At 65.5% G+C, this 23,616-nt stretch carries 22 protein-coding genes and 1 tRNA gene; 6 read left to right on the forward strand and 17 right to left on the reverse strand.

The window, feature by feature from the left end:
• Positions 1–2 precede the first annotated feature (2 nt).
• The 8 genes from FPJ27_RS29670 to FPJ27_RS29705 all read right to left on the reverse strand — a co-directional run bounded on the left by FPJ27_RS29670 (position 3) and on the right by FPJ27_RS29705 (position 9,464).
• Positions 3–1,046 (reverse strand): ABC transporter permease subunit, encoded by a 1,044-nt coding sequence (locus FPJ27_RS29670; protein ID WP_072437058.1) that lies wholly within the window; start codon positions 1,044–1,046, stop codon positions 3–5.
• 52 nt (positions 1,047–1,098) lie between these two features.
• Positions 1,099–2,982: an extracellular solute-binding protein gene (locus FPJ27_RS29675; protein ID WP_204423717.1), complete on the reverse strand. Its 1,884-nt coding sequence runs from the start codon at positions 2,980–2,982 to the stop codon at positions 1,099–1,101.
• A 141-nt stretch (positions 2,983–3,123) separates the two neighbouring features.
• Complete coding sequence (locus FPJ27_RS29680) at positions 3,124–3,483, reverse strand: hypothetical protein (RefSeq protein WP_072437056.1); 360 nt, start codon at positions 3,481–3,483, stop codon at positions 3,124–3,126.
• A gap of 340 nt (positions 3,484–3,823) precedes the next feature.
• Complete coding sequence (gene cyoD, locus FPJ27_RS29685) at positions 3,824–4,156, reverse strand: cytochrome o ubiquinol oxidase subunit IV (RefSeq protein ID WP_124624908.1); 333 nt, start codon at positions 4,154–4,156, stop codon at positions 3,824–3,826.
• Positions 4,157–4,765 carry a cytochrome o ubiquinol oxidase subunit III gene (gene cyoC, locus FPJ27_RS29690; protein WP_072437047.1) on the reverse strand — a complete coding sequence of 203 codons (609 nt, stop codon included), beginning with the start codon at positions 4,763–4,765 and terminating at the stop codon, positions 4,157–4,159. It abuts the gene before it with no gap.
• Positions 4,765–6,771 (reverse strand): cytochrome o ubiquinol oxidase subunit I, encoded by a 2,007-nt coding sequence (gene cyoB, locus FPJ27_RS29695; protein WP_034184696.1) that lies wholly within the window; start codon positions 6,769–6,771, stop codon positions 4,765–4,767. Before cyoB ends, cyoC begins: the two co-directional genes overlap by 1 nt.
• A gap of 3 nt (positions 6,772–6,774) precedes the next feature.
• Positions 6,775–7,662: a ubiquinol oxidase subunit II gene (gene cyoA / locus FPJ27_RS29700; RefSeq protein ID WP_072437046.1), complete on the reverse strand. Its 888-nt coding sequence runs from the start codon at positions 7,660–7,662 to the stop codon at positions 6,775–6,777.
• A gap of 272 nt (positions 7,663–7,934) precedes the next feature.
• Positions 7,935–9,464 (reverse strand): NADH-quinone oxidoreductase subunit M, encoded by a 1,530-nt coding sequence (locus FPJ27_RS29705; protein WP_204423720.1) that lies wholly within the window; start codon positions 9,462–9,464, stop codon positions 7,935–7,937.
• A 226-nt stretch (positions 9,465–9,690) separates the two neighbouring features.
• Here FPJ27_RS29705 and FPJ27_RS29710 point away from each other — a divergent pair, with 226 nt between their 5' ends.
• A complete protein-coding gene (locus tag FPJ27_RS29710; protein ID WP_204423722.1) occupies positions 9,691–9,966 on the forward strand; it encodes a hypothetical protein in 276 nt (91 codons plus the stop codon).
• Here FPJ27_RS29710 and FPJ27_RS36670 read toward each other — a convergent pair.
• The 7 genes from FPJ27_RS36670 to cysS form a co-directional block, all read right to left on the reverse strand.
• Complete coding sequence (locus FPJ27_RS36670) at positions 9,963–10,328, reverse strand: hypothetical protein (protein WP_239483332.1); 366 nt, start codon at positions 10,326–10,328, stop codon at positions 9,963–9,965. The genes FPJ27_RS29710 and FPJ27_RS36670 overlap by 4 nt on opposite strands.
• Before the next feature lie 311 nt (positions 10,329–10,639).
• Positions 10,640–10,733 (reverse strand) — tRNA-Ser (locus FPJ27_RS29720).
• 113 nt (positions 10,734–10,846) lie between these two features.
• On the reverse strand, positions 10,847–12,097 hold the full coding sequence (locus FPJ27_RS29725) for an aspartate kinase (protein WP_034184693.1): 1,251 nt from the start codon (positions 12,095–12,097) through the stop codon (positions 10,847–10,849).
• A 343-nt stretch (positions 12,098–12,440) separates the two neighbouring features.
• Positions 12,441–13,862: a tRNA lysidine(34) synthetase TilS gene (gene tilS, locus FPJ27_RS29730; RefSeq protein ID WP_204423725.1), complete on the reverse strand. Its 1,422-nt coding sequence runs from the start codon at positions 13,860–13,862 to the stop codon at positions 12,441–12,443.
• Positions 13,863–13,908: 46 nt separating this feature from the next.
• Positions 13,909–14,880 (reverse strand): acetyl-CoA carboxylase carboxyltransferase subunit alpha, encoded by a 972-nt coding sequence (locus tag FPJ27_RS29735; protein WP_006478433.1) that lies wholly within the window; start codon positions 14,878–14,880, stop codon positions 13,909–13,911.
• Positions 14,881–14,983: 103 nt separating this feature from the next.
• Positions 14,984–15,808: a DNA-3-methyladenine glycosylase gene (locus FPJ27_RS29740; RefSeq protein ID WP_072437028.1), complete on the reverse strand. Its 825-nt coding sequence runs from the start codon at positions 15,806–15,808 to the stop codon at positions 14,984–14,986.
• Positions 15,809–15,851: 43 nt separating this feature from the next.
• Positions 15,852–17,249, reverse strand: a complete 1,398-nt coding sequence (gene cysS, locus FPJ27_RS29745; protein WP_072437027.1) for a cysteine--tRNA ligase — start codon at positions 17,247–17,249, stop codon at positions 15,852–15,854.
• A gap of 234 nt (positions 17,250–17,483) precedes the next feature.
• Here cysS and FPJ27_RS29750 point away from each other — a divergent pair, with 234 nt between their 5' ends.
• The 4 genes from FPJ27_RS29750 (at position 17,484) to FPJ27_RS29765 (ending at position 20,228) form a co-directional block, all read left to right on the forward strand.
• The gene (locus tag FPJ27_RS29750) at positions 17,484–18,209 is read left to right on the forward strand and encodes a tetratricopeptide repeat protein (RefSeq protein WP_204423728.1); all 726 of its coding nucleotides are present in this window, start codon (positions 17,484–17,486) and stop codon (positions 18,207–18,209) included.
• A 39-nt stretch (positions 18,210–18,248) separates the two neighbouring features.
• On the forward strand, positions 18,249–18,824 hold the full coding sequence (locus FPJ27_RS29755; RefSeq protein ID WP_034183593.1) for a peptidylprolyl isomerase: 576 nt from the start codon (positions 18,249–18,251) through the stop codon (positions 18,822–18,824).
• 88 nt (positions 18,825–18,912) lie between these two features.
• On the forward strand, positions 18,913–19,404 hold the full coding sequence (locus FPJ27_RS29760; protein ID WP_006478428.1) for a peptidylprolyl isomerase: 492 nt from the start codon (positions 18,913–18,915) through the stop codon (positions 19,402–19,404).
• Positions 19,405–19,427: 23 nt separating this feature from the next.
• Positions 19,428–20,228 carry a UDP-2,3-diacylglucosamine diphosphatase gene (locus FPJ27_RS29765; RefSeq protein WP_072437024.1) on the forward strand — a complete coding sequence of 267 codons (801 nt, stop codon included), beginning with the start codon at positions 19,428–19,430 and terminating at the stop codon, positions 20,226–20,228.
• A 48-nt stretch (positions 20,229–20,276) separates the two neighbouring features.
• Here the strand turns inward: FPJ27_RS29765 and cysE are convergent, their stop codons facing one another.
• Both cysE and FPJ27_RS29775 read right to left on the reverse strand, forming a co-directional pair.
• Entirely contained in the window at positions 20,277–21,050 is a 774-nt protein-coding gene (cysE, locus tag FPJ27_RS29770; RefSeq protein ID WP_204423730.1) for a serine O-acetyltransferase, read from the reverse strand.
• Positions 21,051–21,346: 296 nt separating this feature from the next.
• Positions 21,347–22,171, reverse strand: a complete 825-nt coding sequence (locus FPJ27_RS29775) for an RNA methyltransferase (protein WP_204423732.1) — start codon at positions 22,169–22,171, stop codon at positions 21,347–21,349.
• Between the two features lie 280 nt (positions 22,172–22,451).
• Between FPJ27_RS29775 and FPJ27_RS29780 the strand changes: the two genes are divergently transcribed.
• A complete protein-coding gene (locus tag FPJ27_RS29780; protein ID WP_072437022.1) occupies positions 22,452–23,255 on the forward strand; it encodes an inositol monophosphatase family protein in 804 nt (267 codons plus the stop codon).
• The last annotated feature ends 361 nt before the right edge of the window (positions 23,256–23,616 follow it).

A 23,616-nucleotide genomic window follows, 5' to 3' on the forward strand; every position in this document is an offset into this window, starting at 1 on the left:
TGTCAGCGCTCCAGGTTGTCGAATTGAATGCGTGGATCGACCCACACATAGCAGAGGTCGGAAATCAGCTTGGTCGCGAGCCCGATCAGCGTGAACAGGTACAGCGTGCCTAGCACGACCGGGTAATCGCGGCGCACCACCGACTCGTACGACAGCAGCCCCAGGCCGTCGAGCGAGAACAGCGTCTCGATCAGCAGGCTGCCGGTGAAGAACGCGCCGATGAACGCGGCCGGGAAACCGACGATCAGCGGCAGCATCGCATTGCGGAACACGTGCTTCCACAGCACGCTGCGCTCGGAGAGCCCCTTCGCGCGCGCGGTCAGCACGTATTGCCGGCGGATCTGGTCGAGAAACGCATTCTTCGTGAGCATCGTGACGACCGCGAAGCTGCCGACGACCGACGCCGTGATCGGCAGCGCGATGTGCCACAGGTAGTCGAGCACCTTGCCGACGAGCGACAGCTCGGCGAAATTGTCCGACGTGAGGCCGCGCAGCGGAAAGAGCTGCCAGAACGAGCCGCCGCCGAACAGCACGAGCAGCAGCACGCCGAGCACGAAGCCCGGGATCGCATAGCCGACGAGCACGACGAGGCTCGTCGCGACGTCGAACGGCGAACCGTTGCGCACGGCCTTCGCGATGCCGAGCGGCACCGATATGAGATACGTGAGGAAAAACGTCCACAGCCCGATGCTGATCGACACGGGCAGCTTCTGCACGATCAGCGACCACACGCTCTGGTGGCGGAAGTAGCTGTCGCCGAGATCGAAGCGCGCGAAGCGCTTCAGCATCAGCCAGTAGCGCTCGAGCGGCGGCTTGTCGAAACCGTACAGCGCCTTGAGCTGCGCGAGCTGCTGCGCGTCGACGCCGGTGTGCGCACGCATCCCGAACGGCACCGCGCCCTGCTCCGTCGCGCCCTTGCGCAACTCCTGCACGGCCTGCTCGACCGGGCCGCCCGGCACGAACTGGGTCACCGCGAACGTGAGGGTCAGCACGCCGACGAGCGTCGGGATCATCAGCAGCAGGCGTTTGAGGATGTAGCTCCACATAGGGCGTCGACTCGTGATCGGTAGGCTGGGTTGGACGAAGGGCCGGCGCGGGTCAGTGAGCGGGCTTCGCCCACCAGGTCGACACGACCCAGCCCTCGGCCGAATAGTACAGCGGCAGCGTCTGCGGATAGGCGAGCGTGCGCTTGTACGCGATCCGGTGCGTCGTGCTGTACCACTGCGGGACCGCGTAGTAGCCGTGCATCAGCACGCGGTCGAGCGCGTGCGTCGCGTCGAGCAGCTCGTCGCGCGACTGCGCGGTGCCGAGCGCGTGCAGCAGCGCGTCGACGGCCGGCGACTTCAGCCCGATGATGTTGTCGGAGCCCGGTTCGTCGGCGAACTTGCTGCCGTAACGCGAGAACTGCTCGGCGCCCGGCACCTGCACGCCCGGCAGGCGGACCGTCGTCATGTCGTAGTCGAACGCATCGAGGCGCTTTTGCAGCAGCGCGTAGTCGGCCGTGCGAAAGCGTGCGTCGATGCCGAGCTTCGCCAGATTGCGCTGGTAGGCCGTCACAATACCTTCCATCGCCGCGCCCGCATCGTCGAGAATCTCGAACGTGAACGGCTCGCCGTTCGCGTTGCGCAACGCGCCGTCGCGATAGGTCCAGCCGGCCTGCGCGAGCAGTGCGCGCGCCTTCAGCAGGTTCGCGCGCAGCGAGCCCGGCGGGTTCGTGTCCGGCTGCGTGACCATCGGGCCGAACACGGCCGGGTCGAGCTGCGCACGCAGCGGCTCCAGCAGCTTCAGCTCGCCTGCGCCCGGCGTGCCGGTCGCCTGCAGGTCGGTGTCGGCGAAATAGCTGTCGAGACGCGTGTAGGCACTGTAGAACAGCTGCCGGTTCAGCCATTCGAAGTCGAACGCGAGATCGAGCGCCTGACGCACCCGTACGTCGCGAAACAGCGGCCGGCGCAGGTTCATGAAGAAACCCTGCATGCCCGCGCCGTTGTGCTGGCGGAATTCGCGCTTGACGAGCTCGCCGCTGTCGAAACGCTTGCCGACGTCGCGCCGCGCCCAGTTGCGCGCGATGTACTCGACGAGCACATCGTATTCGCCGGCCTTGAACGCCTCGAGCCTCGCGACGCCGTCGCCGTACAGCTTGTAGACGATCCGCTCGAAGTTGTGGGTGCCGACCCGCACCGGCAGGTCGGCGCCCCAGTACGCGGGGTTGCGCCGGTAGGTGATCGTGCGACCGTTGTCGTAGCGCTCGATCAGGTACGGGCCGCTGCCGATCGGCTGCTCGAACGCGAGCTGGTCGAACGGGATGCGCGAGCCGTCCGCGCGCAATCCCCACTTGCGCGAGAACACGGGCACGCCGCCGGCGATCAGCGGCAGCTCGCGATTCGCGCTGCGGAACTCGAAGCGCACGGTGGCCGGGTCGACGACCACGGCCTTCACGATCTCCGCGAAATACGCGCCGAACTGCGGCGCGGCCAGCTTGCTCTTCAGCGTGTCGAACGAAAACTTGACGTCGTCGGCCGTGACGGCGTCGCCGTTCGAGAAGCGTGCGCGAGGATTCAGGTGGAACGTGACCGAACGGCGATCGGGCGCGATGTCGATATCGTCGGCAAGCAGCCCGTACGCGGATGCCGGTTCGTCCGAGCTGCCCGTCGCCAGGCTCTCGAACAGGTTGTCGATGCCCGGCGCGGGGTTGCCGCGCATCGTGAACGGATTGAACTTGTCGAACGACGTCAGCCGGCTCGGGTTCGCGAGCACGAGCGTGCCACCCTTCGGCGCATCGGGGTTGACGTAGTCGAAATGCTTGAAGCCCGGCGGATATTTCGGCTCGCCGTACTGTGCAATCGCGTAGGCTGCGTGCGCGGCCGTCGCGGCCAGCGCCGCCTGCATCGCAAACACCGCGGCAACGCGGCCGGCGGCCCGTGCGGCATGCAGCGCGCCGAAGCGGACGCGCGCAATGGCGGCCCGGGGCGAACCCTTCGTCATAGAGGCCCTGTCGGTCGAATGAGGGTAGTAACGTGGGACGATTCTACCCATTCAATCCTTCGAGCCAAAAGAAAACCGCCACGCGGGCGGTTCCTTCATGAACGGACGGCGCGCCCGCGTCACGCGGGCGCAGCGTGTCGATCAGCGCCAGCCGTTGTGGCGACCATGATCCCAGTGACCACGATCGCGATCGCCGCCCCAGCCGCGGCCATGGTGGCGATACCACTCGTCGCGGCCCCAGTAGCGGCGGCCGTCCCAGTAGCGATCCCCGTGCCAGCCGATCACGATCGCCGGCGCCGGCGCATAGACGGGCGCAGGTGCATACACGGGCGCCGGCTGATAGATGACCGGCGGCGGCGGCGCATACACGGGCGCCGGCGCGACATAAACCGGTGCCGGCACGCCGACGTTGATCCCGACATTGACTCCCGCCATTGCTGCGCCCGACACGAGCAAGGCCGTCATACCGGTCAAGAGCGAGGCAACACGCAAGGTCTTCATGGATTCCTCTTCTGGTTGTGTCATGTGTGATTCGACTATAACTGCCAGGGCCGTCTCCGCATATTTCAAGTTTGTAAGAACTGATGCGCGGCATCGCAACGGAATGCGTGCGCTAACGTCTTGTAACAATCGGCGCCGTCCGGCCCTGCCCTCGCCGGCTGCCGAAACCCGTCCGGCTCGCGCTTGTGCGCCCTGGCGCGCTGATCGTCATCTCGCCGTTGACCGCCTTGCGCGGCGCGCACTGCAACAAAACAAAAAGGCGGCACTCGTGCCGCCTGCACTCGTGCCACCTCTTCTTCATCTACGCGCGCGGATATCGGACCCGGCGCCGCGACGCCGCTCAGCGCGACATCATGTTCATGCTGACGTTGTGCATCACCCACAGCGTGCCGACGATCAGGATCACCGCGGTCAGCACGGTATAGCTGAATGCCATCACGTTCCAGCGCTGGCCCGACGAACCGTTCATGTGCAGGAAATACACGAGGTGCACGACGATCTGCACGAACGCGAGCACGGCCAACGCGATCAGCGATGCATGCGGCGACAGCACGCCGCCCATCACGAGGCCGAACGACGCGGCCGTGAGCAGCACCGACAGGATGAAGCCGGCGACGTAGCCGCCGACACTGCCGTGCCCTTCTTCGAGTTGAGACGAATGCGAATGGGCCATTTAGATCACGCTCGCGAGATAGACAAAGGAAAACACGCAGATCCACACGATGTCGAGGAAGTGCCAGAAGAGGCTCAGGCACGTCAGGCGCCGCAGGTCGCGATCGGTCAGGTCGCCGCCGCGGAACACGATCTGCCCGGCGAGCACGATCATCCACAGCAGGCCGGCCGTCACGTGCAGCCCGTGCGTGCCGACCAGCGTGAAGAACGCCGACAGGAACGCGCTGCGCTGCGGGCCTGCGCCTTCCGCGATCAGGTGCGAGAACTCGCGCAGTTCCATCGCGAGAAACGCCGCGCCGAGCACGAACGTCACCGCGAGCCACGCGAGCAGCGCGCCGCGCCGCTGCTTGTAGGCGGCGAGCATCGCGAAACCGTACGTGATGCTCGACAGCAGCAGCGCGGCGGTTTCCACCGCGACGCCCGGAATGTCGAACAGGTCTTTCGCGGCCGGCCCGCCCGCATACTGGTGGCCGAGCACCGCGAACGTCGCGAACAGCGCCGCGAAGATCACGCAGTCCGTCATCAGGTACAGCCAGAAACCGAACACCGAATGCGACGGCGGATGGTCGTCGTGCTCGAGCAGGGTTGCGCTCAAGGTTTTCTGCAACATCAGTTGGCCTCCAGTTCCACGTCGTCGACACGCGCAGGCACGCGCTTGGTCGGCTGCTTGTCTTCGATCTTCCGCACCGTCGACGCGGGGATGTAATAGCCGTCGTTATCGCGCGAGCTGTAGATCACCAGCGTCGCGACGATCCCGACGAGCCCGGCGATCGCGAGCCACCAGATGTGCCACACCAGCGCGAAGCCGAGCACCAGGCTGAAAATCGCGACCACGAGGCCCGCGCAGGTATTCGACGGCATATGGATATCGCGGATCGACGCCGGGTTCGGCCGGCCTTCGCCGCGCGCCTTCAGGTCCGCGTACGCGTCGAGCGTGCGCACCTGCGGGATCACCGCGAAGTTGTAGTCGGCCGGCGGCGACGAGGTCGCCCACTCCAGCGTGCGGCCGCCCCATGGGTCGCCCGTCGTGTCGCGGTATTCGGGCAGGTTGCGGTTGCGGATGCTGACCACCAGTTGCAGCAGCTGGCATGCAATGCCGATCGCGATCAGCACGGCGCCGAACGCGGCGACCAGCAGCCACGGATGCCAGGCCGGGTTGTCGTAGTGGTTGAGCCGGCGCGTCATGCCCATGAAGCCCAGCACGTAGAGCGGCACGAAAGCGACGTAGAAGCCGACCTGCCAGAACCAGAACGCGGCCTTGCCGAGCTTCTCGTTCAGCTTGAAGCCGAACGCCTTCGGGAACCAGTAGTTGAAGCCCGCGAGATAGCCGAACAGCACGCCGCCGATGATCACGTTATGGAAGTGCGCGATCAGGAACAGGCTGTTGTGCAGCACGAAGTCCGCGCCGGGAATCGCCATCATCACGCCGGTCATGCCGCCGAGCGTGAACGTGACCATGAAGCCGATCGTCCACAGCACCGGCGTCGTGAATTCGATCCGGCCGCGATACATCGTAAACAGCCAGTTGAACACCTTCACGCCGGTCGGGATCGCGATGATCATGGTCATGATGCCGAAGAACGCGTTCACGTTCGCACCCGAGCCCATCGTGAAGAAGTGATGCAGCCACACGAGGAACGACAGCACCATGATCGCGCAGGTCGCGTACACCATCGTCTTGTAGCCGAACAGCGGCTTCTTCGCGAACGTCGCGATGACCTCCGAGAAGATGCCGAACGCCGGCAGGATCAGGATGTACACCTCCGGATGGCCCCAGGCCCAGATCAGGTTCAGGTACAGCATCGCGTTGCCGCCGGCTTCGTTCGTGAAGAAGTGCATGCCGAGGTAACGGTCGAGGCCGAGCAGCGCGAGCGTCGCGGTCAGGATCGGGAACGACGCCATGATCAGCACGTTGGTGCAGAGCGCGGTCCACGTGAACACCGGCATCTTCAGCAGCGTCATGCCCGGCGCGCGCATCTTGATGATCGTCACGAAGAAGTTCACGCCGGTCAGCAGCGTGCCGACGCCCGAGATCTGCAGCGCCCACAGGTAGTAATCGACGCCTACTCCCGGGCTGAACTGCAGTTCCGACAGCGGCGGGTACGCGAGCCAGCCCGTCTGCGCGAATTCGCCGATCACGAGCGAGATGTTGATCAGGATCGCGCTGACCGCCGTCATCCAGAAGCTCAGCGAGTTGATGAACGGGAATGCGACGTCGCGCGCGCCGATCTGCAGCGGCACGATCAGGTTCATCAGGCCGACCATGAACACCATCGCCATGAAGAAGATCATGATCACGCCGTGTGCCGTGAAGATCTGGTCATAGTGGTGCGGCGGCAGGTAGCCGGGCGCGTTGTATGCGAGCGCGAGCTGCATGCGCATCATGATCGCGTCGGCGAAGCCGCGCAGCAGCATGATCAGCGCGACGATGATGTACATCACGCCGAGTTTCTTGTGGTCGACTGTCGTCAGCCATTCCGTCCACAGCCATTTCCACCGGCCGGTGATCGTCAGCGCGGCGAGAATGCCCAGCACGGCCAGCCCCATGAAGGCGCCGGCCACCATGATGATGGGCTGATCGAACGGGATCGCCGATAGTGTGAGTTTGCCGAACATGCGTTACCCCTTCGTGCCGCAGGCGGCGTCCTTCAGGTCGAGGACGTGGCCATCGTTGTATTTCGCGATGATGTTGTGGAAGAGCCGCGGATCGACCGACGAGAAGTAGCGCACGGGCGCCTTCTCGCTCGGCTGCGCGACGGTGCCGTACACGGTCGCGTCGAGTCGCTCCGGCGATGCCTTCACCTTCTGCACCCATGCGTCGAACTGTTCGCGCGGCTCGGCGAGCGTGCGGAATTTCATGTCGGAGAAGCCGCGGCCGCTGAAGTTGGCGGACGTGCCCGCGTAGTTGCCGGGCTCGTCGGCGATCAGGTGCAGGCGCGTCTGCATGCCGGCCATCGCGTAGACCTGGCCGCCGAGCTGTGGAATGAAGAACGAGTTCATCACCGAGTCCGACGTGATGCGGAAGTTCACCGGCGTGCCCACCGGAATCGCGAGCTGGTTCACCGACGCGATGCCGAGTTCCGGATAGATGAACAGCCACTTCCAGTCGAGCGCGACAACCTCGACGTCGATCGGCTTCACCGACGACTCGAGCGGTTTGTACGGGTCGAGCTCGTGCGTGGTCTTCCACGTGAGCACGCCGAGGAACAGGATGATCAGCGTCGGCACCGCCCAGATCACGACTTCGATCGCGGTCGAGTGCGACCAGTTCGGCGCGTACGTTGCGTTGCGGTTCGATGCGCGGTAACGCCACGCGAACCACAGCGTCAGCAGGATCACCGGCACGACGACGATCAGCATCGCCCAGGTGGACGTCGCGATCAGCGCCTTTTCGGCAGCGCCCACGCTTCCTTTCGGATTTAGTACATCTAAATTACAGCCTGACAGGCTCAGCGCCGCGCCGATTGACATCAGCGCCGACCAGCCTCTTGAAGCTCTTGTTTTCATCACACAGCCCGAGGGTCATTGAATCCGTTTTGCGTATGCCCGATGCGCATTCGATTCACGAAAGTGGCCGAATCATACGTCGCGCGGGTGCGATGAGAAACCGGTGGGTGCGACAAATCATCATTGCAAAATCTGCCGTGAGACACATTGTCGCGGGGCAATTTCACGCAGCCGGAAGCTGGCCCGGCGCCGCATGCACCGGACCGCAATCGATGTATGCGCAACGACCGCATCGCCGCGCGGTGCGCCCCCGCCCTCGCGGCGTATCGCGATCAGCCGTGCGTCGATGCCATGTACGCCGGCTGCGCCCGCACCGGGCCGTCCGCTGCAGGCACCTTCGAACGACTGGCTTCGTCGATCAGCTTGCCGACGGTCGGATCGATCGCGTCGGTGAATGGTTTCGGATCGATGCCGACCGCCAGCACGACCAGCGCGAGCGACGCGAACATCGCGATCTCGCGACGGTTCAGGTCGGCGAGCTTCGCGATCCGCTGGCTCGCGACCTTGCCGAACACGACGCGCTTGAGCATCCACAGCGTGTACGATGCGCTGAGGATCAGCGTCAGCGCCGCGATCGCGCCGATCCAGAAGTTGAAACGGATCGCGCCCATGATGACCATGAACTCGCCGACGAACCCCGACGTGCCCGGCAGGCCGACGTTGGCCATCGCGAACAGCAGCGCGAAGGTCGCGAACCGCGGCATCACGCCCGCCACACCGCCGTACGCGGCGATCTCGCGCTGCTTCGTGCGATCGACGAGCACGTTCACGCACAGCAGCATCGCGCCCGCGACGAAGCCGTACGACACGAGCTGCACGATCGCGCCTTCGACGCCGATCCGGTTGAACAGGAACAGCCCGAGCGTGACGATGCCCATGTGCGCGACCGTCGAGTACGCGAGCAGCTTGCCGAGATCGGTCTGCGCGAGCGCGATCAGGCTCGCATAGACGATCGCGAACAGCGACAGCGCGATCACGGCCGGTGCGAAGAAGTGGCTCGCGTCGGGCGTGATCGGCAGCGCGAAGCGCAGGAACCCGTACCCGCCGAGCTTGAGCATCGCGAGCATCAGCGCGGCACCCGTCGGGCCGTCCGTGTACACGTCGCTCAGCCACGTATGAACCGGCCACATCGGCACCTTGACCGCGAACGCGGCAAAGAAGCCGAGGAATACCAGCAACTGCGGTGCGAAACCGAGCTGCAGCGTGCGCCACACGGCCAGGTCAAACGTATGCGACTGCGCGTACAGGTACAGCATCGCCATCAGCAGCAGCAGCGAGCCGGCGAACGAGATGAAGAAGAACTTCACGGCCGCGTACACGCGGCGCTCACGCCCCCACGTGCCGATCAACAGGTAAAGCGGGATCAGCGTCGCCTCGAAGAAGATGAAGAACAGCAGCCCGTCCTGTGCGGCGAACACGCCGACCATCAACCCCGACAGGATCAGGAACGACGCGTAGTACTGCGCGACGCGCACCGTGACCGACTCCCACGACGCGATCACCACCACGAGCGTCGTGAATGCGGTCAGCACGACGAGCCACAGCGACGCACCGTCGATGCCGACCCGCCAGCCCGAATTGAACGCCGCCAGCCAGTTGCCGCTTTCGACGAACTGCATCGCGGCCGAGTGCGCATCGAAACCGGCGACCAGCGGGACGACGGCGACCAGCCCCGCCAGCGCACCGGCGAGCGCAATCAGTCGTGTCCGGCGCGGATGATGGTCGGAACCGGCGCGCAGCACGCACGCGCCAAACAGGATCGGAACCCAGATGGCCAGGCTCAGGAAGGGAAAATCATGCATGTCAACAAGGCCTTGATGAGGTCGCGCACTGCATCGGGGACAGGCGAAACGAAAGGAACGAAATCAAATCGACAGATAGATTTCGTGAATCGCCAATGTTGGCAAAATGTAAAGCGGTATCACGGGAAAACTTGATGCCGCTCAAGCGCAATCGGGTTAACCAGCATAAGGCGATCGATTATTTTTTGCAGCGCAGCAGCGCATCGATTTTCAGCATCGGCGCAGGATGCTGATTTTTATGAGTAATTTTTTGTATTGCTCGACGATGGATGTCGTGAAAATCGACGCAGCGCCGCAATTTTGGCGTCAACGCATCGTTTCGGAGGGCCAGGGCGCGCTGGGTGACGTCGCGTCGGGCAGTGATCGCACAGCGCTTCCTGCCTTACATGACCACTTTCATTTTTATTTCATTCGGCGTTGCCCGATGCAGGTCGGGCGCGCATGGCCGCTCCACCGTTCGGCGCCGTTCAGGCATCGCATCGTTCATGTTCCCGGCCGCTAGCGTTGATGACTCAGACGGTCCCGTACGCGCATCGTCAGGTTGTGTTGTGCGAGAAAATGGACGAAGCGGCTGTCGCGCGTTGCATAGACTGGCGATGACGCGAGCGTCGTCGCATCGACGATATGGTGCGAATCGATCATGCCGCTTGCGGCGGGCAGCGACGACTTCGACGTCTGCGTTGTGACGATCGCATCGTAACCGCGTGCGACATCCGGCAGCGCGTGCTGGTCGGACACGACGGAGAACGGATCGAGCACAAACAGCAATGCGCCCGGCTCCATCGCGACGAGCTGCGCGATGATCGCGTGGTACTTGTGCAGGACCTGCTGGCGCTCGCCATACACGTGCATGCCGTCGACCATCGCATGCCGGTAGCCGTGCAGCCGCGCGTAACGCTCGTGGTTTTCGACAAGTTCGTCGACAGGTCAATGAGAGAGGACTGTCAGAACGGAATGCGGGCTGGCCAAGAGCGTCACCTTGAGTCGCGCCAATCGATACGCAATATGTAGCGCGTTACCGCCGCTCAAGTCGAGCACTCATTGCCTGACTGGCTGCCTCGGCCAATTCCGCCTGCGGATGAGATCCGGCTGCATCGAATGAGTTGTGCGTGGATGCAGCCGAAAAAGAAAAAGCCCCGCAAGTCCGAGAACTTGCGGGGCTTTGTCACCGCTTTTGGCGGAGACGGAGGGATTCGAACCCTCGATCCAGGTTTTGGCCCAGATGCTCCCTTAGCAGGGGAGTGCCTTCGACCTCTCGGCCACGTCTCCCAAACTTTCGCTCGCACCAGGGAGGCAGTGCGACGAGAACGAAATAATATAGGGTTTCGAACCGCGCGTCAATTTCCGTGATGCATTTTCGTCAACGCATCACGAAAATTTCATCATGCCTGGTCGAGTTCGAATGCCTTGTGCAACGCGCGGACGGCCAACTCCATGTATTTCTCGTCGATCAGCACCGAAATCTTGATTTCGGACGTCGAGATCATCTGGATGTTGATGCCCTCTTCCGACAGCGTGCGGAACATCTTGCTCGCGACGCCCACGTGCGAACGCATGCCGACGCCGACGACCGACACCTTCGACACCTTCGGGTCGCCCTGCACCTGCTCGGCGTTCACATGGCCCTTCACCTGGTTGGTGAGGATGTCCATCGCCTTCTGGTAGTCGCCGCGGCCGACCGTGAACGTGAAGTCTGTTTTGCCTTCGACGCTCTGGTTCTGGATGATCATGTCGACGTCGACGTTCGCATCGGCGACCGGGCCGAGGATCTGATACGCGATGCCCGGCTTGTCAGGCACGCCCATCACAGCAATGCGTGCTTCGTCGCGCTGGAACGCGATGCCGGAAATGACTGCCTTTTCCATGGTCTCGTCTTCTTCAAAAGTAATCAGGGTGCCCGAGCGCATTTCTTCGTCGAGCGCAATCAGCGGATCGGTCAGGCTCGACAGCACGCGCGTCTTCACCTGGTATTTGCCGGCGAATTCGACCGAGCGGATCTGCAGGACCTTCGAGCCGAGGCTGGCCATTTCCAGCATCTCCTCGAACGTCACGCGATCGAGGCGTCGCGCCTCTTCGACGACACGCGGATCGGTCGTGTAGACGCCATCGACGTCCGTGTAGATCAGGCACTCTTCGGCATCCAGCGCAGCCGCGACCGCCACCGCCGACGTGTCCGAGCCGCCACGGCCCAGCGTCGTGATGTGGCCGTCCGGATCGACGCCCTGAAAGCCCGTGATGATCACGACCTTGCCGGCGTTCAGATCGGCCTTCACGCGCTCGTCGTCGATCGAGTGGATGCGCGCTTTCGTGAACGCGCTGTCGGTCTTGATCGGTACTTGCCAGCCGGCGTAGCTCACGGCCTCGACGCCGATTTCCTGCAGCGCGATCGACAGCAGGCCGACGCTGACCTGCTCGCCGGTCGACGCGATCATGTCGAGCTCACGCGGGCTCGGCTGGCTCGAAATCTCTTTCGCAAGACCGAGCAGACGGTTGGTTTCGCCGGACATCGCCGAAGGCACGACCACCATCTGGTGCCCGGCCTGATGCCATTTTGCGACGCGTTTCGCGACGTTCTTGATGCGCTCGACCGAGCCCATCGAAGTGCCGCCGTATTTGTGTACGATGAGTGCCATTGTCGTTCTGAACTGGAGGAGAGACCGCACGGGCGCGCTGGGCAGGCCGCGTTGCCGTTCGGTCACGCGGCTTGTGGCTGTGGACGGACGACGAGGGGGACGGCTGGGACGCAACACGCAAGCGTGACGGATTTTGCCCGGAAGGCCGATCAGGCCGCGCAAACCGGGTACGTCACGCGGGAAACCTGCACAAATCGCTCAAAAATCGAGCCGAGCAAACGTCCGAGCGTACCCGATAGAAGCCCGCTTGACAAGCCGCTCGCCGTGTCCGCAGCCGTTCCGGCGCTGTTTACCAAATGGTGAAAATGGGCGCGCCATCACGCCGCCGGAAGCCCGCCCGCCGTTACGCAATCAGCAGGTCGGGACGCCATTCGATCCGGCGCCACGCGCCGCCGCCAGACGGCCCGTTGTCGGACAATTCGCCATCGCGGTTCACGCCAAGTCGCGGCACGTAGATCAGCCGATCGCCCGCGAACAGCAGCGGCACGTCGCGCTGCCATGCCGGCACGCCGCGCTCCTGGAACAGGTTCTTCAGCGTCCGGCCCGGGCCGCCCGGCGACGTGCGCATCCGCTCGCCGCCCGCCCGGGCGCGCGCGGCGAGCGGCGCGGCGCGCAGCAGCGCCTCCGGCACCGCGCCGGCACTTCCCGCGTCGGCCGGCGCGAACACGTACGTGCCGCGCCATCCCGGCAGGTGCCAGACTTCCTGACCGTCCCACGCGAGCGCCGATTCCGGGTGCGGCGTGCCGGTGCCGTCGTCGGCCGGTTCGGCGCTGTCGCCCGCTTCCCAGTAGACGACGTCGCGATAGAGCCGCAGGCACTGCCCCGCGTGATCGACGCGCAGCGCATGCGCGTCGTGCGCGGCGCGCAACTGCCGCATCATGTTAGCGAGCCGGGCGGCCGATGCGCCCGGCAAACCGAGCCGGCGCATCCAGAAACGCAGCAGGTTCGCGCCGCGCGTGTCGTCGAATGCGACCAGCGACTCGCGCGACAGTGCATGACCGTCGTCGCGCGCGGCGACGGCGAAATCCAGTTCGGCCAGATCGTCGAGCAGCCGCTGCGCGGCGGCCGCATGCTGGGCCGCGCGACCGAGCGCGTCGCGAAAGCCAGGGAAATGCACGGCCAGGGCCGGCAGCACGTCGATGCGCAGCGCATTGCGCGCGTAGCGCGTGTCGCTGTTCGATTCGTCGTCGATCCATTCGAGTTCGTGCTGCGTCGCATAGCGCTCGAGTTGCGCGCGCAACAGTCGCAGCAACGGACGCACGCGCTCGACGCTCGCGCCGTCGGGACGGTAGCGCGGCGCCATGGCGGCGAGCCCCGCGATCCCCGCGCCGCGCAGCAATTGCAGCAGCACGGTCTCGGCCTGGTCGTCCGCATGCTGCGCGAGCCACAGCGCGGCCGCGCCATGGCGCTCGCACATCGCGTCGAGCGCGGCATAACGACGCTCGCGCGCGGTCGCCTCGATACCGAGACCGCTGTCGCGCGGCACGTCGACGCGCATCGATTCGAATTCGACGCCGAGCCGCGCCGCTGCCGCCTCGGCATGCGCGACCCACGCGTCGGCGTTCGCGCTCAGGCCGTGATGCACGTGCAGCGCGACGCAGCGCGACGCGCCCGCGACACGCACGGCCGCGTCGAGCAGCACCGTCGAATCGAGGCCGCCGCTGTAGGCGATCGCGATGCGTGCATCGGACGGCATGCCGGAAAGCGCAACGCCGACCGCGTCGAGTACGACGCGGTCGGCGGAGAATTCGGTCGGTGGGATCACGAGAGGGACGCGCGCTCAGCGGCGCGCGTATCGAGCACGCGGCCGGTCATGCGCCCGGCGTGGTTTCCTTGAACTTGCCGTAGGCCATCAGGCGCTCGAAGCGGCGCTCGCGCAGCGCATCGATGCTCATGCCCTGGAACTGGCGCAGCGAATCGGCGAGCGCGCGGCGCAGCAGCGCAGCCATGCCCTTCGGATCGCGATGCGCGCCGCCGAGCGGCTCGTTGATGATCTTGTCGATCAGGCCGAGCGCCTTCAGGCGGTGCGCGGTCAGGCCCAGCGCTTCCGCGGCTTCCGGCGCCTTCGCGGCGCTCTTCCACAGGATCGACGCGCAGCCTTCCGGCGAGATCACCGAGTAGGTCGAGAACTGCAGCATCATCACCGTGTCGGCCACGGCGATCGCGAGCGCGCCGCCCGAACCGCCCTCGCCGATCACCGTCGTGATGATCGGCGTCTTCAGCTCGGCCATCACGTACAGGTTGCGGCCGATCGCTTCCGACTGGCCGCGCTCTTCCGCGCCGATGCCCGGATACGCGCCCGGCGTGTCGACGAACGTGAAGATCGGCAGCCCGAACTTCTCGGCGAGACGCATCAGGCGTTCGGCCTTGCGATAGCCTTCCGGACGCGGCATCCCGAAGTTGCGCGCGGCGCGCTCCTTCGTGTCGCGACCCTTCTGGTGGCCGATCACCATGCACGGATGGCCGCCGAAGCGCGCGAGACCGCCGACGATCGACAGATCGTCCGCGAATGCGCGGTCGCCGTGCAGCTCGTGAAAATCGGTAAACAGTTCCGCAACGTAATCGAGCGTGTACGGGCGCTGCGGGTGCCGCGCGATCTGCGAAACCTGCCACGGCGACAGGTTCGCGTAGAGGTCCTTCGTCAGTTGCTGGCTTTTCTTCGACAGCCGCTCGATTTCTTCCGAAATATCGACAGCCGAGTCATCCTGCACGAATCGCAGTTCTTCGATCTTGGCCTCGAGTTCGGCGATCGGCTGTTCGAAATCCAGAAACGTGGTCTTCATGTGTTCGAATCCTTGGGTCTTGCGGCAGCGCGTATTCTACCCGCGCGGGCGACGCTCAAAACCGGCTCTCAACTATTGATGTTTAAAACCCGATAGCCAACATTCAGGCGTCGGTGTCGGATGCATCGAGGCTGCGCCACATGTACCAGGTCGCGACGGTGCGCCACGGTTCCCAGTTGGCCGCAACCTCGCGCGCCTCGCTACGCGTGACGGGTTCCCCGCTGAAGTAATTGACGCTGATCGCGCGGATCAGGCCCGGGTCGTCGAGCGGCAGCACATCCGGCCGCGACAGGTTGAAGATCAGGAACATCTCGGCCGTCCAGCGGCTGATGCCGCGGATCTGCGTGAGTTCCGCGATCACGTCCTCGTCGTCCATCGACGTCCATTTGTCGACGTGCAGCGCGCCCGACACGAAATGCTGCGCGAGATCGAGGATGTATTCGGTCTTGCGCTTCGACAACCCGCAAGCGATCAGCTTGTCCGCGCCGAGCCGGATCACCGGCTGCGGGGCGAGTTTCGGACAGGCGTCCTCGATATGCGCCCACAGCGACTGTGCGGACGGCACCGAAATCTGCTGGCCGACGACCGAGCGCGCGAGCGTGACGAACGGGTCGCCGCGCTTCACGAGATGCGCGGGACCGAACTTCGGGATCAGTTTCTTCAGGATCCGGTCGCGCTTGACGAGGTCGGCGCATGCCTTGTCCCAGTATGCAGGACGCACGACAACCTCCTCGCCGTCCGCTTCGGACACACGCGTCTTGCGGGCCGCGTCGGCGGCCGGCAGCGCAGCCGCCGGCTGCGCATGACCGTTGAGCGCGCCGTTCGGCGCGGCGCGCGTCGCGTCCGCCTTCGACGGCACGCGCTTGGCTGCCGGACGCGCGGCGACCGGGGTCGCGCGCCTGACCGGCGCTTTTCTGGCCGTTGGCATCCTGCCTCCTACCTGACGGATCGGTCAGTGGAACGCACCGCGCTCATACGCGACGCCATTCGGTCGATCCGCCCGGTTTGTCTTCAAGTGCGACGCCGGCCTCGAGCAGTTCTGCCCGGATCCGGTCCGCTTCGGCATAGTCCTTCGCCTGCTTCGCCGCGACGCGCGCGGCGATCTTCGCTTCGATCTCGTCGGCGGCGAGCGCGCCCGCCTGCGCGGCGCCGGACGCCTGCTGCAGGAACGCGCGCGGTTCGCGGCCCAGCAGGCCGAGCAGGCCTGCCAGTTGTTTCAGTTGCCGCGCGAGCGCCGCATCGCGCGTGCGATTCACCTCGCCCGCCAGTTCGAACAGCGTTGCCACCGCGACGGGCGTGTTGAAGTCGTCGTTCATCGCGGCCGCGAAACGCTGCGCATGCGGCTCGTTCCAGTCGAGCGCGAGCGTGTCGGCCTCGACATCCTTCAGCGCGGTATAGAGACGCGTGAGCGACGCGCGCGCATCGTCGAGATGCACGTCGCTGTAGTTGAGCGGCGACCGGTAGTGCGTGCGCACGATGAAGAAGCGCACGACTTCGGCGTCGTACCGCTCGAGCACTTCGCGGATCGTGAAGAAGTTGCCGAGCGATTTCGACATCTTCTCGTTGTCGACCTGCACGAAGCCGTTGTGCATCCAGTAGTTGACGAACGTCTGGCCGGTCGCGCCTTCGCTCTGCGCGATCTCGTTCTCGTGGTGCGGGAATTGCAGATCCTGCCCGCCGCCATGGATGTCGAAATGATCGCCGAGCAGCGTGCAGCCCATCGCCGAGCACTCGATGTGCCAGCCCGGACGGCCCATCCCGTACTTCGACGCCCACGACGCGCCTTCCGGATCTTCCGGCTTCGCGCGCTTCCACAGCACGAAATCGAGCGGATCTTCCTTCGCGTCGTTCGCGGCGACGCGCTCGCCTGCGCGAAGATCGTCGAGCGACTTGCCCGACAGCTTCCCGTAGTTCGCGAACTTGCGCACCGAGTAATTGACGTCGCCGTCGGCCGCCTGGTACGCGTAACCGTTCGTCTCGAGCGTCTCGATCATGCCGAGCATCTGCGGAATGAATTGCGTCGCACGCGGCTCGATGTCGGGCCGCTGGATGCCGAGCGCGCCTTCATCCTCGTGCATCGCGCCGATGAACCGGTCGGTCAGCGACTTGATCGTCTCGCCGTTCTCGACCGCGCGGCGGATGATCTTGTCGTCGATGTCTGTAATGTTGCGCACATACGTGACCCGGTAGCCGATCGCACGCAGCCAGCGCTGGACGAGGTCGAACACGACCAGCATGCGCGCGTGGCCCACGTGACAATAGTCGTAGACGGTGATCCCGCATACGTACATCCGCACTTCGCCGGACTGGCGCGGCACGAAAACTTGCTTGTCACGCGCGAGCGTGTTGTAGATGCGCAGTGATTCCATAGAGATGAACCGTGAGCCGAAGGAGACCGCCCTGGCGAAGCTCGCCCAGCATGCGAAGCGGACGGACCATCTGCTGCGGCGCCAGGCCGAGCGTCCTCGCTATCACATGGGGCGGTCAGGCTGCAAGCACAGCGGTGACGGCCACGAGAGGCTAAGAAAGACTGCCTGCGGCTCGCCGGAACGCGCAGACGTTTTGTTAGAATGGCTCGGAGTATAACATTCCGATTTACGCCTATGAAACCTCATCGCGGCCGCGCGCCGAGCGCTGCGACCCTCGTTGCGACCACCGTCATGGGCGTCGCGCTGACGCTGTTCGCGGCCCCCGCGGCGCATGCGCAGAAAGCCCCGGCCACCGCCGACGGCACCCCCGAAATCGACGCGTCGATCGCCGGCAAGCAGTGGAAGCAGGCGCTCGCGCAGCTCGACGCGCGCATCGCGTCGAACCCGCGCGACGTGCAGGCGCAGTTCAAGCGCGGCACCGTGCTGGCCCGCCTGAACCGCGACGACGATGCGATCCAGCAGTTCGTCGCGATCACGCAGGCGTACCCCGAACTGCCCGAGCCGTACAACAACCTCGCGGCGCTCTACGCGAAGCACGGCCGCTACGACGAAGCGCGCACCGCGCTCGTCACGGCGACGCAATCGAACCCGAGCTACTCGCTCGCGTACGAGAACCTCGGCGACCTGTACCTGCGCCTCGCGGCCGAATCGTACAAGCGTGCGCAATCGCTCGGCCGCACGAGCGGCGCGACCGCACAGCGCCTCGCCGACCTGCAGAAGATCGTGTCGCCGCCGAAGGTCGCACCGAATGCCCGCGCGGTCGCGCCGTCCACCCGCGACTACTCCGACCGCGCAGCCGCGAACGTGAGCACCACCACGCTGCCGATGTCGCCGACGTTCCAGTTCAGCGGTCCGTCGGGCGCACTGGCGGCGCCGTATGTCGCGCCGCCGTCGAAATAAGCGGCGCGGCCCCCTTTCCCTCCCAACCTGAGGATCGCAATGAAACGTCTGTTGCTGGCGCTTGGCGGCGCCGCCCTTCTCGCGACCGCGCCCGCTTTCGCGCAAACGGCCACCGCGCACCCGGTCGTGCAGCTCAAGACCTCGCAGGGCGACATCCGTGTCGAGCTCTACCCGGAGAAGGCGCCGAAGTCGGTCGCCAACTTCCTCGATTACGTGAAGGCCGGCCAGTACAACGGCACGATCTTCCATCGCGTGATCAAGGGCTTCATGATCCAGGGCGGCGGCTACAAGACCAGCTTCGAAGAGAAGCCGACCCGCGCGCCGATTCCGCTGGAGAGCCGCAATGGTCTGAAGAACCTGACGGGCACGATCGCGATGGCGCGCACGAGCGATCCGAACTCGGCCACCGCGCAGTTCTTCATCAACACGGTCGACAACAGCGGCCTCGACTACCCGAACCCGGACGGCAACGGCTATGCGGTGTTCGGCAAGGTCGTGTCGGGCCTCGACGTCGTGAAGAAGATCGAAGGCGTGGCGACGACCTCGCGCGGCCCGATGCAGGACGTGCCCGCGCAGCCGGTCGTGATCGAATCGGCCAGCATCGTCTCGAAGTAAGAACCTGCCGGCACGTCCGGCGACTCACGCGGCCGCGTCGCACGACCGGCCGCGTGCCATTTAAACCGCCTCACCGAAGGAATTCATCATGGTTGAACTGCATACGAACCACGGCGTGATCAAGCTCGAGCTCGACGCCGCGAAGGCACCGAAGACGGTCGAGAACTTCCTGAACTACGTGAAGAAGGGCCACTACGACGGCACCGTGTTCCATCGCGTGATCAACGGCTTCATGATCCAGGGCGGCGGCTTCGAGCCGGGCCTGAAGCAGAAGCCGACCGACGCGCCGATCGACAACGAAGCGAACAACGGCCTGAAGAACGACAACTACACGGTCGCGATGGCGCGCACGAACGATCCGCACTCGGCCACCGCCCAGTTCTTCATCAACGTGAACGACAACGACTTCCTGAACCACTCGTCGCCGACGCCGCAGGGCTGGGGCTACGCGGTGTTCGGCAAGGTCGTCGAAGGCCAGGACGTGGTCGACAAGATCAAGGGCGTCAAGACGGGCAACGCCGGTTTCCACCAGGACGTGCCGACCGACGACGTCGTGATCGAGAAGGCCGTCGTGGTCTGACGCACGGTAACGGAGGCACTTCGATGTTGCAGGAGAGTCCGCCGCGAAGCGTCTCCGCGGGCGTGCCGGGCGAGCGCGAATACGCGCAAGCCGCACGCCCGTTCCTGTTGCTCTCCGATCTGCACCTGAGCGAAGCGATTCCGAAGACGGTCGCCGCGTTCGAGCATTTCGTGAAATACACCGCCGACAGCGCCGACTCGGTGTTCATCCTCGGCGATCTTTTCGAATACTGGATCGGCGACGACATCCTCGACGACGATCCGTTCGCGGCACGCATGGCCGCGCTGATGCACACGCTCTCGGAACGAGGAATCGCGCTCTACGTGATGCACGGCAACCGCGATTTCCTGCTCGGCCGGCGCTTCATGAAAGCAGCCGGCGCGATGTTGCTGCCCGATCCTTCGCTGATCATGGCGTTCGGCCAGCGCATCGTGCTCGCGCACGGCGACGCGCAATGCACGGCCGACCGTGGCTACCAGGTGTTCCGCCGCTTCGCACGCAACCGCGTCGCGCAATGGCTGTTTCTCGCATGGCCGTTGCGCTGGCGCCGCGCGCTCGCGCAACGCATGCGCTCGAACAGCGAAGCGGGCCGGATGCGCCCTGCTTCGGCGATCTACGATGTCACGCGTGAAGGCGTGGCCGCGCTGTTCCGGAAAAGCCGCGCAACCGTGATCATTCACGGCCACACGCACCGCCCCGCGAGCCACGCCGAACCGGGCGGCATCCGCTGGGTGCTGCCCGACTGGGATCTCGACCACGGTGCGCCGCGCGGCGGCTACCTGCGCGTCGACGCGGAAGGCATTCACGCAATGCCGCTCGACTGACGCCACCGCTGCCGTCTCGCCGACTGGCAGCCGTCGGCGTGCATCGCATTACAACTGACGCTCGACCGCCTTTCCTTCCAGCACCGCCGACAGCCTGCGCAGGTCGAGGCGCGCCGCATCGGCGCCCTGCAGCGTTTCCAGATGCGTGCCGAGCCGCTCGAGCGCCGCGACGATCTCGTCGACACGGCGGCTTTCCTTCGCCGCGTGATCGATCAGCCCGTGAATCGCGAGCGACATCGGATCGTCGGCGTTCGGCGTGATTCCGTATGCGCAGAACGCCGCGCGTTCCGGCTGCGGCTTCGGCTGCGCCGGCATCACGATGCGCGCCGGATTGCCGACCGCCGTGCCGCCCGCCGGCACCGGCTTCACGACGACCGCGTTCGAACCGATCTTCGCGCCCGCGCCGACCGTGAAACCGCCCAGCACCTTCGCGCCCGCGCCGACGATCACGCCAGCCTCGAGCGTCGGGTGGCGCTTCGCGCCGCGCGTGAGCGACGTGCCGCCCAGCGTCACGCCCTGATAGATCGTGCAGTCGTCGCCGATGATCGCCGTCTCGCCGATCACGACACCCATGCCGTGATCGATGAACACGCGCCGGCCGATCGTCGCACCGGGGTGGATCTCGATCCCCGTCAGGAACCGCCCGGCCTGCGACGCGAAACGTGCAAGCCAGTAGCGCTTTGCGCGCCAGCAGGCATGCGCGAAACGGTGCAGCACAAGCGCATGCAGCCCCGGATAACAGGTCAGCACTTCCCAGGCACTGCGAGCGGCGGGATCCCGCTCGCGAATCGTTGCAACGTCTTCGCGCAGTCTCGTGAACATGATCTGATCGGGGAAAAGGCCGGCGCGCACCGCCGGCAATGACCGGCCGTTATCGCGCCGGGTAATTTGCTTATGACGTCCGGCGATTGTAGGGCCAGTCGCGCACGGCCGCACGAGGTCGCGCGTTCACCCCGCCGCCGGCGCGGGTATTCGGGCGGGAGGCTCGCTGTCGCGGTGTTTGCGGGAGGTGCGGCCGATCGGAAACGCTCGGGGTCGGCGCTCCCGGAGGCCGCGCAACGCCGCCCGGCCGACCGTGACGCCGCGCCTGAACGCCAGGTTACCGGTGCGCCGGCCGCTTACGCGTCGCCGTCGGGCTTGCCCGATTTCAGCAGGATGTGCTTCGCGACGCCGCGCAGGATGTTGACCTCCTCCCGCTCGAGGCCCGTGCGTGCGAACAGGCGCCGCAGCCGCGGCATCAGTTTCTTCGGATTGCGCGGGTCGAGGAAGTCGAGCGCGATCAGCGCGTTCTCGAGGTGCACGTACATCCGCTCGATCTCGTCGCTCTGCGCGAGCGTGCCGGCCTCGGCCGACGGTTGCGGCGAAGGCTCGCTCGCCTGCTCGAGAAACGCGACGCGCAGCTCGTACGCGAGCACCTGCACGGCCTGTGCGAGGTTCAGCGAGCTGTATGCAGGGTTCGCCGGGATGTGCGCAAGCGCGCTGCACTGCTCGACATGCTCGTTCGCGAGGCCCGTGCGCTCGTTGCCGAACACGAGCGCGATGTCGCCCGCGCCGACCTGCGCGCATGCCTGCGCGGCGGCCGCGCGCGGCGCAAGGCGCGGCGGCCCGTATTCGCGTGTGCGCGCGGTCAGCGCGATCGACCAGTGGACGCCGGACAGCGCATCGCCAAGCGTCGGCACGACATGCGCGGACGCGAGGACGTCGTCCGCGCCGCTGGCCATCGCGATCGCCTCGGGGTCGCTCTGCACGTGCGGCACGCGCGGCGCAACCAGCACGAGACGCGAGAAGCCCATCGTCTTCAGCGCGCGGGCGGCCGCCCCGACATTGCCGGGATGGCTCGGCTCGACGAGCACGAAACGGGTGGACGTGAAGCCGCCGGACGGCGGCCGGGACGTGTCCGCGCCCGACTCGGACGGCGCGGCGGTGTTCTGCGGGGTTTCCACTACGATACGACTCGGTTCATCAGAATGGCCGTATGGTAGCGCTATCGCTCCGGCAAACCCACTCGTCCGGACGACCAGCGGGGGTTTCCCCGCATTCCGGTCGCCTGAAACCGCCAAAAATCGGGTAAAATCATGCCTTTACGCGTCGCGCTCCGTGCGACGCGGGTCGTACCCCGCTCTTTGTCAATTCGCGTCTCACCTCGCCCGGCACGCTTGCGCCGTCCCGGGCGGTTGTTCCACTTCGTGGCGGCCCGTGCCGCCGGCTACAGGATCCAGGCTCATGCATCCCATGCTCAACATTGCTGTCAAGGCTGCGCGCCGCGCCGGACAGATCATCAATCGCGCGTCCCTCGATCTCGACCTGATCGAGATCCGCAGGAAGCAGCAGAACGACTTCGTCACCGAAGTGGACAAGGCCGCCGAAGAGGCGATCATCGAGACGCTGAAGACCGCCTACCCCGACCACGCGATCCTCGCGGAGGAATCGGGCGAATCGGAGAACGAATCCGAATTCAAGTGGATCATCGATCCGCTCGACGGCACGACCAACTTCATCCACGGCTTCCCGTACTACTGCGTATCGATCGCGCTCGAGCACAAGGGCGTCGTCACGCAGGCCGTCGTCTACGATCCGAACAAGAACGACCTGTTCACGGCCACGCGTGGCCGCGGCGCGTACCTGAACGATCGCCGCATCCGCGTCGGCCGCCGCGACCGCCTGTCCGACGCACTGGTCGGCACGGGCTTCCCGTTCCGCGAGAAGGACGGCCTCGATGCGTACGCGCGCCTCTTCACCGAAATGACGCAGGCCTGCACGGGCCTGCGCCGCCCGGGCGCGGCGGCACTCGACCTCGCGAACGTCGCGGCCGGCCGCCTCGACGCGTTCTTCGAGCAGGGCATCAACGTGTGGGACATGGCGGCGGGCAGCCTGCTGATCACCGAGGCCGGCGGCCTCGTCGGCAACTACACGGGCGATGCCGATTTCCTGCATCGTCATGAGATCGTCGCCGCGAACCCGAAGATCTACGCGCAGATGATCCCGATCCTGAACCGCTACACCCGCGTGCATCCGGCGGCCGAATAAGTCCCGGCCGCACCCGCCTGCGCGATGCGCTTCAACGGCCCGGGCCCGCTTCACGCGGCACGGGCCGTCGGCAAAGCGATGCCGCGTGCGTCGCTACCGCCCTTTTCGCTCTGGCGGCCGCATTTTTGCGTGGCATTGATATCGATGTGCTATGTTGGCCGGTATGAACGACAAGGGCGCTACGCCCGCCTGGCGTGCTTTCGACAAACTACTCGCCAGCACCGTGATGATGGAGCGACTTTCGCCTTCCGATGGTTCGGGGACGAAAAAATCTTCCCCGCGCTTCACGCTCCCGTCCTGAAATTGCCCGAGTTGTCCGGCCTAGTCAGTATGCAGCCCGTCGTACCGCGTTTTCCAGCGA

It is taken from the genome of Burkholderia sp. MS455 (assembly GCF_016899445.1).
GTDB classification, from domain to species: domain Bacteria; phylum Pseudomonadota; class Gammaproteobacteria; order Burkholderiales; family Burkholderiaceae; genus Burkholderia; species Burkholderia pyrrocinia_C.